Annotated in this window: 11 protein-coding genes and 1 pseudogene; 5 read left to right on the forward strand and 7 right to left on the reverse strand. The window is 68.5% G+C overall.

The window, feature by feature from the left end; all coding sequences use genetic code 11:
• Positions 1–113: 113 nt before the first annotated feature.
• Positions 114–960, reverse strand: a pseudogene (locus WJ438_RS15400) (hypothetical protein).
• Positions 961–1,402: 442 nt separating this feature from the next.
• Between WJ438_RS15400 and WJ438_RS15405 the strand changes: the two are divergent.
• The 4 genes from WJ438_RS15405 to WJ438_RS15420 all read left to right on the forward strand — a co-directional run bounded on the left by WJ438_RS15405 (position 1,403) and on the right by WJ438_RS15420 (position 6,251).
• Positions 1,403–2,887, forward strand: a complete 1,485-nt coding sequence (locus tag WJ438_RS15405) for a hypothetical protein (protein ID WP_406725764.1) — start codon at positions 1,403–1,405, stop codon at positions 2,885–2,887.
• Positions 2,888–2,908: 21 nt separating this feature from the next.
• A complete protein-coding gene (locus WJ438_RS15410; protein ID WP_406725765.1) occupies positions 2,909–3,934 on the forward strand; it encodes a DUF3592 domain-containing protein in 1,026 nt (341 codons plus the stop codon).
• Positions 3,934–4,368 carry a hypothetical protein gene (locus tag WJ438_RS15415; RefSeq protein WP_406725766.1) on the forward strand — a complete coding sequence of 145 codons (435 nt, stop codon included), beginning with the start codon at positions 3,934–3,936 and terminating at the stop codon, positions 4,366–4,368. The genes WJ438_RS15410 and WJ438_RS15415 overlap by 1 nt, the downstream gene beginning before the upstream one ends.
• 164 nt (positions 4,369–4,532) lie before the next feature.
• Positions 4,533–6,251, forward strand: a complete 1,719-nt coding sequence (locus WJ438_RS15420) for a chitinase (RefSeq protein WP_406725767.1) — start codon at positions 4,533–4,535, stop codon at positions 6,249–6,251.
• A gap of 75 nt (positions 6,252–6,326) precedes the next feature.
• Here the strand turns inward: WJ438_RS15420 and WJ438_RS15425 are convergent, their stop codons facing one another.
• On the reverse strand, positions 6,327–7,676 hold the full coding sequence (locus tag WJ438_RS15425; RefSeq protein ID WP_406725768.1) for an MFS transporter: 1,350 nt from the start codon (positions 7,674–7,676) through the stop codon (positions 6,327–6,329).
• Between the two features lie 235 nt (positions 7,677–7,911).
• Between WJ438_RS15425 and WJ438_RS15430 the strand changes: the two genes are divergently transcribed.
• The gene (locus WJ438_RS15430) at positions 7,912–8,700 is read left to right on the forward strand and encodes an IclR family transcriptional regulator (protein ID WP_406725769.1); all 789 of its coding nucleotides are present in this window, start codon (positions 7,912–7,914) and stop codon (positions 8,698–8,700) included.
• Positions 8,701–8,976: 276 nt separating this feature from the next.
• Here the strand turns inward: WJ438_RS15430 and WJ438_RS15435 are convergent, their stop codons facing one another.
• From WJ438_RS15435 to WJ438_RS15455, 5 genes are all read right to left on the reverse strand, one after another.
• Positions 8,977–9,756, reverse strand: coding sequence for a shikimate dehydrogenase family protein (locus WJ438_RS15435; protein ID WP_406725770.1), 780 nt, complete (start codon positions 9,754–9,756; stop codon positions 8,977–8,979).
• 8 nt (positions 9,757–9,764) lie between these two features.
• Positions 9,765–11,162, reverse strand: coding sequence for an FAD-dependent oxidoreductase (locus WJ438_RS15440; protein ID WP_406725771.1), 1,398 nt, complete (start codon positions 11,160–11,162; stop codon positions 9,765–9,767).
• A gap of 76 nt (positions 11,163–11,238) precedes the next feature.
• Positions 11,239–12,027 carry an enoyl-CoA hydratase/isomerase family protein gene (locus tag WJ438_RS15445; RefSeq protein WP_406725772.1) on the reverse strand — a complete coding sequence of 263 codons (789 nt, stop codon included), beginning with the start codon at positions 12,025–12,027 and terminating at the stop codon, positions 11,239–11,241.
• A complete protein-coding gene (locus WJ438_RS15450) occupies positions 12,017–13,195 on the reverse strand; it encodes a CoA-transferase (RefSeq protein WP_406729698.1) in 1,179 nt (392 codons plus the stop codon). Before WJ438_RS15450 ends, WJ438_RS15445 begins: the two co-directional genes overlap by 11 nt.
• A complete protein-coding gene (locus WJ438_RS15455) occupies positions 13,189–13,581 on the reverse strand; it encodes a CoA-transferase (protein ID WP_406725773.1) in 393 nt (130 codons plus the stop codon). The genes WJ438_RS15450 and WJ438_RS15455 overlap by 7 nt, the downstream gene beginning before the upstream one ends.
• Between the last annotated feature and the right edge of the window lie 134 nt (positions 13,582–13,715).

The raw sequence follows: 13,715 nt of genomic DNA on the forward strand, positions 1-13,715 counted from the left end.
CCTCATTGGGGATATCGGTCGAGCGGAGTCGGGTGTGGTGAGCAGGCGCCCGGGCGGGCGTGGGCAGGATCCCCGGGCCACGAGTACCGCGGCGCGCCGCGTGTGTCCAGGACTCACCCGACGGCCGTCCGGTTCCCGGGGCGGGATTGCGGCGGGGCGTCGTGGCCGGGCGGGGTGGCCGAACAGAACACGCACCGGTCGCCGAGGACGTCGAGGCCGCACCAGTGACAGACGCCGCGCCGCACGGACGTGACCAGCTGGTACAGAACGGACAGCTCGGGCAGGTAGGTGCAGAACTCGATCAGCTTGCCGGTTCCCCACCACCCCGGGGACGCGGCCGGCAGTGAAGTCTCTTGCAATCCCTGCACGTTCCAGGCCGGAGCCAGGGTGCCGGTGACCCAGTCGGACTGGAGCTGTCCCTTGGCGGTGAGCATCCACGTGCCGAACTCCGGTCCGTCCAGCGCGGCTTCCGGGCCGAGGCGCACGAGCTGCGGCTGGGGGTGGGCGAGTACGGCGAACTGGCTGCCGGGGAGCCAGGACTTGGCGTGCTGCTTGAGATTCACGGGGACGCGGTCGAGCCGGGCGACAGAGCCCAGCAGGGCACCGGCGTGGATGTAGTGGACCAGCAGGCCTGGCCGAGGCCAGCACGCCGGGGCTGAGATCGCACGAGGCCAGCTGCCGCAACTGGCGGGCCAGGACGGCCAGCCCGAGCGGCGGAAGATCGGGCTGGAAGAACGCGATCCGGTCGGTCTCCAGCAGGGAGCGGAGGCTTTGCAGCCGCCGCTGGACGGCGGTGGGCGCGGCCGGGGAACAGACCACGATGACGTGCCCGTGCCGCTCGATGAGCGTCTGCAGTTCGGTCAGCGCCTGTTCGAACGGGCGGGTGTCGATGTCCTGCAGCACGACGGCCGGCAGGGTTCGTTCGTCCTGTGGCGGCAGCGCCAGGTCGGCGCCGGTCACAGCGATGGCGGTTGGCACGCGCGGCTCCCCCGTTCCCCTCCTGCCTGTCGGCCCACCGGCTGTTTCACCAGGTGAGCCGTGATTACTTCACAGCGTCACTACGTTCGCACTGTATCCACGGCTTCGTGGCTGGAGAACAGCGATTGGGTAGCCGAACGGCAACAGACGTTGCGCAAGCTGCCCTAAAACGGGGCAGGTAGAGCATCTTGACGGGCCCAATTTGGTACGTGGTGTCTGGGCCCTGCGCGCCGCCTTGACACTGGGCCCCGGTTTGGGCCCACGGGCCCACGCTTTCCGACCACGACCGTACCTACGCTCGCGGTCCACACCGAGGCTGCTGGGCGAGGAGGGGTGCCGTATGGCTCGCGGGGGCATACGGACGGGCGGGCGACAGAGACGCGTCCGGGACGACCGGGGGGCGACCGCCCCGGAGTATCTCGGAATGGTCGTGGTCAGCGCCGCCATCGTCCTGGCGGTCTCCGCCACGGGCATCGGACAGTCGGTCTACGACGAGATCGCGGCCCAGGTCTGCCGGGTCACCGGCGGCGGGAACTGCGGCACCGGCGGGAACGGCGGGAACGAGCAGGGCAAGCCGCTCACCGACGCCGACTTCGAGCCGGCGCTGTGCCAGGTCTCCTCGGTCACCAACAAGGCGGGCTCGAAGGTGAAGATCGCCTTCTGGGAGATCGGCAACGAGTACGGCTTCCGGGAGCAGCGGATCAAGGCGAAGACGGACGTCAACGGCGACGGCAAGGTCGACGACAACGACGAGATGGTGTATCTGACCTTCACCGACGCGGCGTCCGTGGCGGCGAAGAAGGACTTCAAGCCCGGCATGAAGGTCGGCAAGTTCGGCACCGACAAGGTGGAGCTCGGCCTCGGCATCAAGGTCACCAACGGTGACACCTGGGTCTTCGAGAGCCCCGAGGAGGCCCAGCGGTTCCGGGACGACGTCGAGAAGCTGCAGATGTACGAGATGCGGCGCACCGCGCCGGGCGGCGCCGAGGCGAGCATGGGCGACAGCATCCTCTACCTCTTCGGGACCGGCCCGCTGAAGGACGAGGAGGAGACGCGGGAGCGGATCGAGAACGATCTCGGCGACAACCGGAAGATCACTTACGGCAAGGTGAACCTGGAGGCCTCGGCAGCGGCCGGCCTGAAGTTCTCGGTGGCCGACGAGAAGAAACTGAGCGCCACGCTCGGCGGCAACTTCAAGTACGCCCCCGAGGTCACCTGGACCGACAACGCGTACAAGAACACCAGGTCGTACACGTACTCCTCGTCCATCGAGTACGGCGCCAAGGCGAGCTACGAGGCGGGCGCGCTCAGCGGCGACGCCTCGGCGAACACCACGCAGACCGGCACCATCACCGTCACCTACGACAAGACCACCGGCAAGCTGGTCCGTATCGACACCACCCGCACTGTCGAGGAGGGCAGCCAGAAGGACGGCGCCAAGCTGGGCGGCGACAACGGCCAGAGCGGGAAGGACAAGCGGGGCGGGAGCGCGAACGTGAAGGGCACGGACAGCCCCAACGAGGTCGAGATCGTCACCAACACCCTGGCCTTCGACCCGGGACCGGCCGGCGATCAGGACCGGGCGATCGCCGAGCAATGGCTCGACGGCAACAACGAGCAGTTCGGGACACCGTTCCAGTACATGTTCGACGACAACGCGCCCACCGACCGCCCCGGTGCCGACGACCCGTTCGGGCAGCTGATGTTCGACAAGGGCAAGTCGAGCCGGATGAACTACACGGGCGAGGTGAACGCCGCCGAGTACGGCTTCGAGCTGAACGTCGGGCTCAGCCTCGGCCTGTCCATCAGTACCGAGCAGAAGGCGGAGACTCTGACCGACGCGCAGTTCCTCGGCGCCCCCGAGGGGAACAACCGCTCCTACGTCCCCTACAGCTACTGTGCCAACTGACCGGACAAGGAGCCCGCACCGATGACTCATCCGAAGCCCCGCAGCACGTACCTGACCACCGGCCTGCTGGCCCTCACCCTCTCCCTCGCCGGCTGCGGCACGGACGACTCCGCCTCCGGCTCCGCCTCGGTGCCGGACGGCTGGGGGACGCTGAAGACCAAGGGGGTCTCCGTGTCGTATCCGGAGGAATACGAGGAGCAGAGCGCGGGAGAGCGCAGCAGGTTCAACGCGGCCGCGGCCGAGCGCACGGAGAGCGGCAGGACGGTCTCGCTGATCACCGTGCAGCTCGGCTTCACACAGGCGGACTCCGCCGAACGGGCGGCCATCGCCGCCGAGGCCGGCATCCAGATGGGCGCGGACGTCAAGGGCCAGAAGGAGGTCGAGCTGGCCGGCACGGACGAGGCCCGCCGGATCGACTTCACCTTCAGGGCCACCGGCGAGGACGGCGGACCGCCCAAGGGCACACCTGTGAACGGTGTGATCCTGACCGGCCTGGACTCCGCCGAGCAGACCTTCCAGGTCCGGATCGACGCCCAGCGGGGAAGCTCTCCGACGCCGATGTACGGCGGATCGTCGAGTCGGTGGAGGTCCACTAGCCATGGAGGTGCACTAGCCGTGGAGGTGCCGGGCGCCGGGTACGTCGTACCCGCTCTGCTCGTGGCGTTGTTCGGCTGGCTGGCGTTGACGTATGCGCGGCGGCTGGTGACGGTGGCGCGGGTACTGCGGCGCGGGGTGCGCACCGGCGGTGAGTGCGTGCGGGTGGAGAGCGAGCCGTACCAACGCTCGGACGCCCGGCGCCACTTCTTCGCCTTCTACACGGCCGACGGCACCCGGGTCGAGTTCGAGGACCTGGCCGGCTGGTCGACGCAGGAGGGCACGCCGGTGACCGTGACGTACGACCCGCGGGATCCGGAGGGATCCGCGACGGTGGCGGACCGGGGCATGTGGTCGCCGGTGCTGGGATCGCTCGCCGTCGTCGCGGGGTGCGGTACGGCGGCCGTGGGTTTCGCGGTGGTCCTGTACTTCGAGATACGGGGAGGTTTCTGATGACCCGCTACGACACCCCGACGCGGGCCGGTTCGCCCGCCCTCGCGCTCGTACGGTCGTGGGCGGTGGGCGTGATCGTCCTGGTCGCCACGGCGGCGGTGCAGGGGAAGCTGGTGTACGACCACCTGGTGGGCCCGGAGGGCGTCGGGTCGTTCGGGGCGGCGCTGGGGCTGGTGCATCTGCCGAACCTGGTGTGCGTGGTGCTGGCGACATGGGCTGCGGCGTCGGTGCATCCGGAGCCGTGGCGGGAGGTGCCGCTGTGGCACGCGGCGGCGGCCTGCGCGGTGCCGGTCGCGGCCCAGGTGCTCACCCTGTCACTGCACTGGGACCGGGCGGGGGCGGGGACGCTCGCGTTCTGGTTGTCGACGGGCGTGCTGCTGGCGGGCTGTGTGCTGGGGGTGCTGCTGGACCGCTTGTGGAAGGCACGGGAGTAACGCGCAAGGGACACAGGGCAGCGGGGAAGCACGGCATGGGGCCGGCCTGAGGGGCCGACGAATGGTCCGGACCTATTGACAAGCCTGTTGGTCTGGGCCATTTTGCATCTCCAGCGGTGGCCACCGCCGTTCCCTCCTCCCCTTCTCCCCCACCGGAGGCCCCAGTGGATCGCGCACCAGGCACGCCAGGACCCAGGCGCAGACGTTTGTGGGCGGGCGCCCTCGTCTCCGCCCTCGTTCTCACCCTCCCCCTCGTGGGCGCGGGCCAGGCGGCCGCGGCGGACGTCAACAACGTCAAGAACGCCGGCTTCGAGGCGGGCCTGAACAACTGGACCTGCTCGGCGAACAGCGGGACGACCGTCTCGTCCCCCGTGCACGGCGGCACGGCCGCGCTCAAGGCCACGCCGTCCGGACAGGACAACGCCCGCTGCGCGCAGACCGTCGCCGTGCGGCCCGACTCCACGTATTCCCTGAGCACCTGGGTGCGGGGCGGCTACGCCTACCTGGGCGTGACCGGCACCGGCACGACGGACGTCTCGACCTGGACCCCGGACTCCAGCAGCTGGAAGCAGCTGACGACGAGCTTCCGGACCGGCTCCGCGACCACCTCGGTGACCGTCTACACGCACGGCTGGTACGGGCAGCAGGCCTACTACGCGGACGACCTGTCGGTCTTCGGCCCCGACGGGGGCGGGGGCGACGGCGGTGACCCGGAGCCCACGATCCCGGGCACGCCGGGCGGCCTCAGCATCTCCGGTACGACGTCGTCGTCGGTGTCGCTGGCGTGGAACGCGGTGTCGGGCGCGACCGGTTACACCATCTACCGCGACGGTACGAAGGTGACGGCGGTGTCGGGCACGTCGGCGACGGTGACCGGCCTCGCCGCCTCGACGTCGTACTCCTTCCAGGTGACCGCCACCAACGGGGCGGGCGAGTCGACGAAGTCGACGGCGGTGACGGCCCGGACGAAGGAGAACGGTGGCGGTGGGGGCGGTGATCTGCCCAAGCACGCGGTGACCGGCTACTGGCAGAACTTCAACAACGGCGCGGCGGTGCAACGCGTCTCGGACGTCCCGGCCCAGTACGACATCATCGCGGTCGCCTTCGCGGACGCGACGGGCACACCGGGGGCGGTCACCTTCCACCTGGACTCGGCGGGCCTGAACGGCTACACCGTCGACCAGTTCAAGGCGGACGTGCGGGCCAAGCAGGCGGCCGGGAAGAAGGTCGTCATCTCGGTGGGCGGCGAACTGGGCACCGTGTCGGTGAACAACCCCACCTCCGCGACGAACTTCGCGAACTCCGTGTACGCCGTGATGCAGGAGTACGGCTTCGACGGCGTCGACATCGACCTGGAGAACGGCCTCCACACGACCTACATGACGCAGGCGCTGCGGTCGCTGTCCGCGAAGGCGGGCCCGGACATGATCCTGACCATGGCCCCGCAGACCATCGACATGCAGTCCACGTCCCACTCCTACTTCCAGACCGCGCTGAACGTGAAGGACATCCTCACGGTCGTCAACATGCAGTACTACAACAGCGGTTCGATGCTGGGCTGCGACGGCAAGGTGTACAGCCAGGGCTCGGTGGACTTCCTGACCGCGCTGGCCTGCATCCAACTGGAAGGCGGCCTCGACCCGTCCCAGGTGGGCCTCGGCCTCCCGGCCTCCACGCGCGGCGCGGGCAGCGGCCACGTCTCCCCGTCCGTGGTGAACGACGCCCTGGACTGCCTGACGCGCGGCACGAACTGCGGCACCTTCAAGCCGTCCCGGACCTACCCGAGCCTGCGCGGCGCGATGACCTGGTCCACCAACTGGGACGCCACCGCCGGCAACGCCTGGTCCAACGCGGTGGGCCCCCACGTCCACGCCCTGCCGTAGCCTCCAGCCGATCCGGCATCGCCCCCGCCCACGGTGACGCGGGCGGGGGCGATGCCGTAACCACACTGACGGTGGTCAAGCGACGGGGACAGCCGTCGGCTCACGCCGTGCGGCCCGCGCTTGCTCGTACGGCGCGTCGAGCTCCTCGGGCGAGAGCCCGGCCGTCTCGCGCATGAAGTAGACCGCGGTACCCGAGATGATCGACACGATGACGCCGAACACTGCCACGGGCAGCCAACCCAGCGGTCCGTCCCAGAGCAGGGCGGTGGCGATCAGCGGTGCGAATCCGGCAATCACGTTGCCCAGCTGGTTGCCCATCGCCATGCCGGAATAGCGGACCGGGGCTGCGAACTGCTCAGCGTAGAAGGACGGCCACACGCCCTCACGGCAGGCATAGAGCAGCGCCATGAACACGATCGTCATGACGGCGATGCCCGGAACGTTGCCGGTCGAGACGATCCACAGGTAGGGGACGATCGTTACCCCACAGCCAATCGAGGCGGTGAGAGTCACCGGTCGCCGGCCGAACCGGTCGGACAGATGAGCCGCGGCGGGTGACGTGAACATCATCAGGGCGACCGCCACCGCGCTGATGATCAGCATCGTCGACCGCTCCACCCCGACCTCCTGCGTCGCATAGGCCAGGACGAACACCGTCGACAGTGACTGCATCATGGCCAGCATCGTCGCGCCCGCGACGCGCACGACCGATCCGGACTGATAGCGCAGCACGTCCTTCGCAGGCAGGCTGCGCACCTCGTCCTCTTCGGCTATCTCCTGGAAGACCGGGGTCTCCTCCAGGCGCGTACGCACCAGGTAGGCGATCAGGACGACGACCGCCGACAGCCAGAAGGGCACACGCCATCCCCAGCTGTACAGCGCCTCGTCCGGCAACGCCGCGACCGGGATGAACACCAGGGTCGCCAGCACGTTGCCCGCCGCGATGCCGACCGAGAGGAAGCTGCTGAAGAAGCCGCGACGTTCGTTAGAGGAGTGCTCGACGGTCAGCGTTGCCGCCCCAGCCGATTCCGCCCCGGCGGAGAAGCCCTGGAGCAGCCGCAACACCGTCAGCCCGATCGGGGCCAGGACCCCGATGGACCCGTAGGTGGGCAGGCAGCCGATCAGGAAGGAGCTCACGCCCATCATCAGCAGACATCCGAGCAACGCCCGCTTGCGGCCGATCCTGTCGCCGAAGTGACCGAACACCAGGCCGCCGAGCGGTCGCGCTATGTATCCCACGCCGAACGTCGCGAACGACGCGATCAGACCGACGGCCGGGCTCACGTCAGGGAAGAACAGATGGTTGAACACCAGCGCAGCCGCGGCGCCGTAGATGAAGAAGTCGTAGTACTCGAGCGTGCTGCCCAACAGTGACGCCATCGCGGCCTTGCGTGGTGTCTGCTGTCTTTGCGTGACATGCTCCATGGTTCTTGCCGTCCTTGCGTCATGCACGAGGCGCTCGTGTCAGGGCGGGGAGTGTGACGGGTACCTACCGCCCCGTCGCTTATGGAACGGCATTCCAACATGAAAAGCAGTTCGATACAAGCTAAAGTTGGAACGACATCGCATAGCGATATGGCGATCCGGATTTTGGTGACAGGATGGGTCACAAGTCGGCGGCACCACCGGCAACGGCCCTCATTGGAAAGGGAAACGACTCATGGCTCCTGCGCTCGCGCGCGGCCTTGGCATCCTCGAAGTCCTCGCCGGCGTCGAGGAAGGCCTGCAGCTGCACCAGATCGCCGACTCACTCGGTATACCTCGCAGTGCGGCTCACCGACTGCTCGCCGAGCTCAGCGACGCCGGCTACGTGCGCCAGGACGGCGCGCTCGGCAACTACGTGCTGAGCCTCAAACTGGTCTCCCTGGGCCTGAAACACCTCGCGGTCAACGACCTGGTCGGCCTGTCCCGGCCCGTGCTCGAACAACTTGCCAGTGACACCGCCGAGCTCGTCCGCCTGGCCGTCATCGACCTTGACGACATGGTCTGGGTCGCCGCCTACCAAGGCAAACGATCCGGGCTGCGCTACGACCCCGACTCGGGCAGCACCGTCACGCTCAGCTGCTCGGCCACCGGTTTCGCTTGGATGGCGCACGTCCCCGAGGAGATCGCGCTGCAGAAGATCCTGCGTCAAGGCATCGCCAGCCGGGAGGACAGCGGGCCCCGCGCACCCCAGACGATCGATGAGATCCGCGCCGAGCTCACGAAGACCCGCGATCAAGGCTTCGCCATCGCCATCGACACCTACTCCTTGGGGGTCGGAACCGTGGCCGCACCCATCTTCGTCGCCGGTGAGGTCGCCGGGGCGATCAGCATTACCGGTCCGACCCCGCGGCTGACCAAGGAGCGACTGACGCAGCTCGCGCCGCGCCTGCTCCAGACCACGGCCGAGGTCACGAAGATCTTGGAAGCCGCCGAAGGACGCCTGCAGACCGTCACCCGTGCCTGAGAGCGGATCCACCCGCTCGTTTCACAGGTCGTTCTTTCCGGTGATCGGCGGATGGGTCCGGCTGCGGGTAGGGGGCCGCTGATCTGCTCGGCGTTCCACGTGTCCGGGGGGCTTGGACCCTCTCGGGCGGACCTGGTGGTGGCTCATACCCCCTGCGCGGATGGGTACGGGACCGCGTACGTGCCGGGCAGCGGCGGAGTGTGCGGCCCGGCACGACAGGAACCGGCGGAAGACGGCGTGCAGTCGTCACACGCTGGGCAACGGCACCGCCGTCCCTCAACCGGTGAATCGGGGCTGAGTCTCGCCGAAGAAGTCGAGCATCGGCTCCAGTTGGGCCGCGAGCATGTGACGGCCTTCGTGCGTCGCATGGCCCAACCGGTCCGCGTGCTCCAACCACGCGGTGCGCGTCGGGTCCATCACGATGTCCGCGACCACCGCGCCCGGTGCGAGCGAGGTACGGCTCAGATCCAACGGCAGCGGGTCGTTCGGTGACAGTCCCAAGGGGGTGGCGTTGACCACCAGGTCACATGCGTGGCCGTCGACACGGTCAAGGACCTGGACCTCGGTGCCCGCAGCGCCCAGCAACGAGGCCACCGCCTCACGGCGGCCCGCGTCGATCTCCCCGATCCGCACCTCGGCACCCTGCGCGTGCAGGGCGAAGGCGATGGCGACGCCTGCACCTCCGCCGCCGATGATGTCGACCCGCGGATGATCGGGCAGCCGGTGTTGAGCACGCAGCCCCGCGACGAACCCCAGGCCGTCGACGTTGTCTCCGTGCCAGCCGCCGCGCGCGTCACGGCGCACGACATTGACGCTGCCGCACGCCTCGGCCGCCTGGCCGAGACTGTCGCACATCCTGGCGACGTTCACCTTGTGCGGCACGGTGACGACGATCCCGGCCACCTGCCCGTTCCCGGACAGGCCGGCCATGACGTCGGACAGGCTGTCCGCACGACAACGTGCCATGACCATCAACCAGTCCAGGCCGACCTCGCGCGCCCGATCGTTCAACAGGTCGGGCAGCTTGGCCTGTTTGATCGGATCGCCGAGCAGCACGAAAAGCTTCATCGCGCGGCAGCCTCCAAGACTATGTGTGAGGCCGCGACGCGGCCGAAGATCAGGCCCTTGCTCAGCGCCGTGCCGGTCACGTACGCCTTGCCGTGAAATCCGCCGACGACCTCGCCCGCGGCATACAACCCGGGTACGGCCGCCCCGGACTCGGTCAGTACCCGGCCGGCGGCGTCGACGGCCACGCCACAGTACGTCGACGTCATCAACGTCTTCGCCGGGTAGGCGTAGAAGGGGGCCTTGGTGACGGGCACGAGACGCCCTACCCCGTTGCACAGTCCGGTGCGGCCGAAGGCGTCCGAGCGCTCATCGGCCACCGCTGCGTTGTACTCATGCACCGTGCGCTCCAACTGCGCTGCGTCGATGCCTGCCGCCTCGGCGAGTTCCCGCAACGAGTCGGCCCGGTGCACATGCCCCTTGCCCTCGAGAGCATCGATGTCCGAGAGAGGGACCCCTGGCTGGGACTGCGCACGTACGTCCGCGTCGAACACCTGGAACGCGATCTGCTGAGGCTGCTCCAGGCACGCGGCGCCCAACGTCTTGTACGAGGCCGACTCGTCCACGAAGCGCCGGCCCTCGACGTTCACGATGATGGCACCCATGTAGAACGCGGTCAGCAGTTCGTGCTCCTTGATGGTCGTCTCGGGGTGAGAGCCGAAGGTGCCCGAGACGTACTCCATGTCGCGCAGGGCTGCGCCTCGCGCGGCGGCGAAGCGCAGGCCGTCGCCGGTGTTGCCCAGGCCCCCGTACGGCATCGCGTCGACCTGACGCGGAGCGTACCGGCCGATGATCTCCGGGGAGCGGGTGAAACCGCCCGTCCCCAGCAGAACGCCGCCGGCGTGCACACGCTGTCGCGTGCCACCGTCCAGCTCGACCTCGACGCCCACGACGGTCCCTCCGTCGTCGATGAGGTCCACCACGCGCGCACCGGTGCGCAGGACCACGGTGGAGGCGGCCTCGACCCGAGCGAGCAGGGCAGCCAGCACGGTCTCGATCGGCGCGCGGTGCGAGCGGGGGACGCTCTGTCCGGAACTGAGCTTGACCACGTCGAACTCCAGCCCCAGACCGCGCATCCAGTCGTAGGCGTCGTGCTGCTCGCGCGCGAACGCCTCCAGCAGCGCTGGATCAGCGACCCCTCCGGAGGCGGCGAGCATGTCCGCCACGAAGGTGGAGTCGTGGTCGACGATGCCGCGCTGCTGCTGCTCGTCGGTGCCCGAGAAGGCGAACCATCCGCCGCTCATCGCGCTCGTGCCGCCGATCTCGGGCTGTTTCTCCAGCAGGACGGCACGTACCTGCTTCTCGGCGCACCACGCCGCGGCCGCGAGACCGGCGATGCCGGCCCCGACGATGACCACGTCCGCCTGAGACGGCACCACGCCTTGGTCGTGGCTCATGACGCCACCTCGACCCGAGCACCCTCGGCGGCCGGACGACAGACCGCACACACCTGTGAAGACCCGGACAACCGTCTCACCGTCCGTGCACGTTCGTGACGTCGGCGAAGACGGGGGCGCGCTTCTCCAGGAACGAGGCCACGCCCTCGATGCCTTCCTGCCCGCTGAACGTCTCGTCGATGAGCACGGAGAGCGCCTCGCGGACCACCGGCAGCGACTCGGTCAGCATCGTGTGGTTGGCGAACTTCTTGCTCAACGCGGTAGCCCGCGGGGCGTTGCGCGCGATCGTGGCGGCGACCTCCCCGCCCACGCGCTCCAGCGCATCCGGCGCGACGACGCGAGTGATGAGACCCGCCTCGAGTGCCTCCTGCGCGCTGACGGGTTCGCCCGTCAGCGCCAGGTACTGCGTCGTACGTCGGCTGGTCGTGTAGCTGGCCGACCCCAGGAAGACGGTGGCCCACAGGCCGATGCTCGTTTCCGGAAGGCGGAAGACAGCGGCATCGCTGGCGATGACGACGTCGCAGAACTGGAGGAGTTCCATGCCGGCGCCGAGCGCCATGCCCTGGACCTCCGCCACGATCGGCAGCCTGCTGCCGGCCATCGCCGCGAGCGTGGGGACCATCAGGTCCAGGAAGTAGGCTCGCGTCTGCGCCCTCGTGGTGAAAGCGTTTGTCTCCTTGATGTCGTTGCCCGCGCAGAAGGCGCGTCCTTGCGAGCGGAGCGACACCACACGGATCGACGGGTCGTCCTCCGCCGTGCGCAGCTCGCGCAGCAGGTCCGTCCACGCCTCGCTGTTCATGGCGTTGAGCTTCTCCGGCCGATCGAGGGTGAGGATCCGGATCGGTCCGGCGGTCTCAGACTTCAAGGCTGTCCTTTCGGGTGAAAAGCTCGGCTGCCATGGGCGACACGTCGTCGAGCACAAGCGTGAAGGGGCAGTGGTCCAGTACGTCGGCCTGTACGTCAACACCGGGGGCGACCTCGCGCAGAGCCCAGCCCTGGGGGGTCAGCTGGAAGACGGCACGCTCGGTGACGAGGTGGACGTCCTGTCCCCGCTTGATCGCCTGCTCGCCGCTGAAGGTGATCTGGTCGACGTCACCGACGAACTTGTCGACGGAGCCCTCGCGGGCGATGCCCAGCGTTCCGTCGCCGATGTCGGGCTTGAAGCCGGCGGCGGTGAGGGAGCCGCAGAAGACCACGCGACGGGCGTTCTGGGCGATGTCGATGAACCCACCGGCCCCCATCACCTCGCCGTTGTAGAGAGACACGTTGACGTTGCCGTGCCGGTCGGCCTGTGCGAAGCCCAGGAAGGTGACGTCGAGCATGCCGCCCTGGTACAGGTCGATGATGTTCGTCATCGTCAGCAGGGCGTCGTGGTTGCTCGACGCGCCGAACGTCATGCCGAGCGACGTGACTCCACCGATGACCCCGTGTTCGTTCGTCATCGTGATCTGCTCGGTCATGCCGGTCTCCTGCAGCACGGACGCCACACCGTCGGGCACCCCGACACCGAGGTTCACCACATCGCCCGGCTGGACGAAGCGGGCCGCCCGCTCGGCGATGATCCGCCGCCACCCGTGCGGCAGCTCGGGGAACTCGTCGATGCGCACATCGCCGGCGAAGGCGTCATTGCGCTCCGCCACATAGGTCTGCCACTGCTCCGGGTACTCCACGACCGCGCTGACGAGCGCCCCGGGTATGTGCACGCGCTTGGGATGGAAGCGCTCGGACGTGACCTCCTTGACCTGCACGAACGTACGCCCCGGCCCGGGACGGGTCGCGCCGCCCCGGTAGCCGGCCATGCTGATCTCCAGTGTGTCGAGGTACGACGGTTCATCGTCGTACACCACGTTGCCCAGTACGTTGGCCCGGCTGCCGCGCACGAAGGCGAAATCGACGGGGATCGCCCTGTAGAAGAGGTACTCCTCCCCGTCGAGCTCCATCACCTCGACGAGGCGGTCCTTGGAGATCGAGTTCAAGCTGCCTCCACCGAGCCGTGGATCGACGAACGTGCCGAGGCCGGTTGTGGTCAGCAGCCCGGGCCGGCGGCAGCGGTGTCGCGGAAGAGCTGACTCAGCACACCGAGCGGAAGGTTGTAGGCCTCGACCTGGTTGTCGCGGATCATCTTGCCGACGGCGGGGCTGTTGCCCATGTGGCCACCGATGAACTTGGCGACCAGGCCGGGCTTGGCCAGGTGACTCATGCCTCGTAGTGCTTTGTCGCCCAAGCCCACGCTGTGCACGATCGTCAGATCGCGCGGGCTCCCCTCAGCCTCGAAGCGGGCCGCCAGAGCCATGAGCAACGCATCCGGTTCGAGCACCCCGCCCCCGGCTCCCGAGATCGCGAGTGTCGCGCCATCGGTGATCTCACGCACTGCTGCGGCTGCGCTGATCGACACGCCACCCACTGCGACGTCCTCCACTGAAGTCACCTGCCCTCTTCCCTCCCACCGACGTTTGGCCGGAAGTGGACACAAAGTAGCATGACTGGAATGGCGTTCCAAGAAAGAACATAATTTCAACAAGGGCACTCAGGGCTTGACTACCTGGGCCTTTC

Source organism: Streptomyces sp. GD-15H (genome assembly GCF_045291515.1).
GTDB lineage: Bacteria > Actinomycetota > Actinomycetes > Streptomycetales > Streptomycetaceae > Streptomyces.

What these genes read in the sequence shown, in the direction of transcription:
- WJ438_RS15405 (WP_406725764.1), top strand. Translation starts at nt 1,403, where the DNA reads ATGGTCGTGGTCAGCGCCGCCATCGTCCTGGCGGTCTCCGCCACGGGC.
- WJ438_RS15410 (WP_406725765.1), top strand. Translation starts at nt 2,909, where the DNA reads ATGACTCATCCGAAGCCCCGCAGCACGTACCTGACCACCGGCCTGCTG.
- WJ438_RS15415 (WP_406725766.1), top strand. Translation starts at nt 3,934, where the DNA reads ATGACCCGCTACGACACCCCGACGCGGGCCGGTTCGCCCGCCCTCGCG.
- WJ438_RS15425 (WP_406725768.1), bottom strand. Translation starts at nt 7,676, where the DNA reads ATGGAGCATGTCACGCAAAGACAGCAGACACCACGCAAGGCCGCGATG.
- WJ438_RS15430 (WP_406725769.1), top strand. Translation starts at nt 7,912, where the DNA reads ATGGCTCCTGCGCTCGCGCGCGGCCTTGGCATCCTCGAAGTCCTCGCC.
- WJ438_RS15440 (WP_406725771.1), bottom strand. Translation starts at nt 11,162, where the DNA reads ATGAGCCACGACCAAGGCGTGGTGCCGTCTCAGGCGGACGTGGTCATC.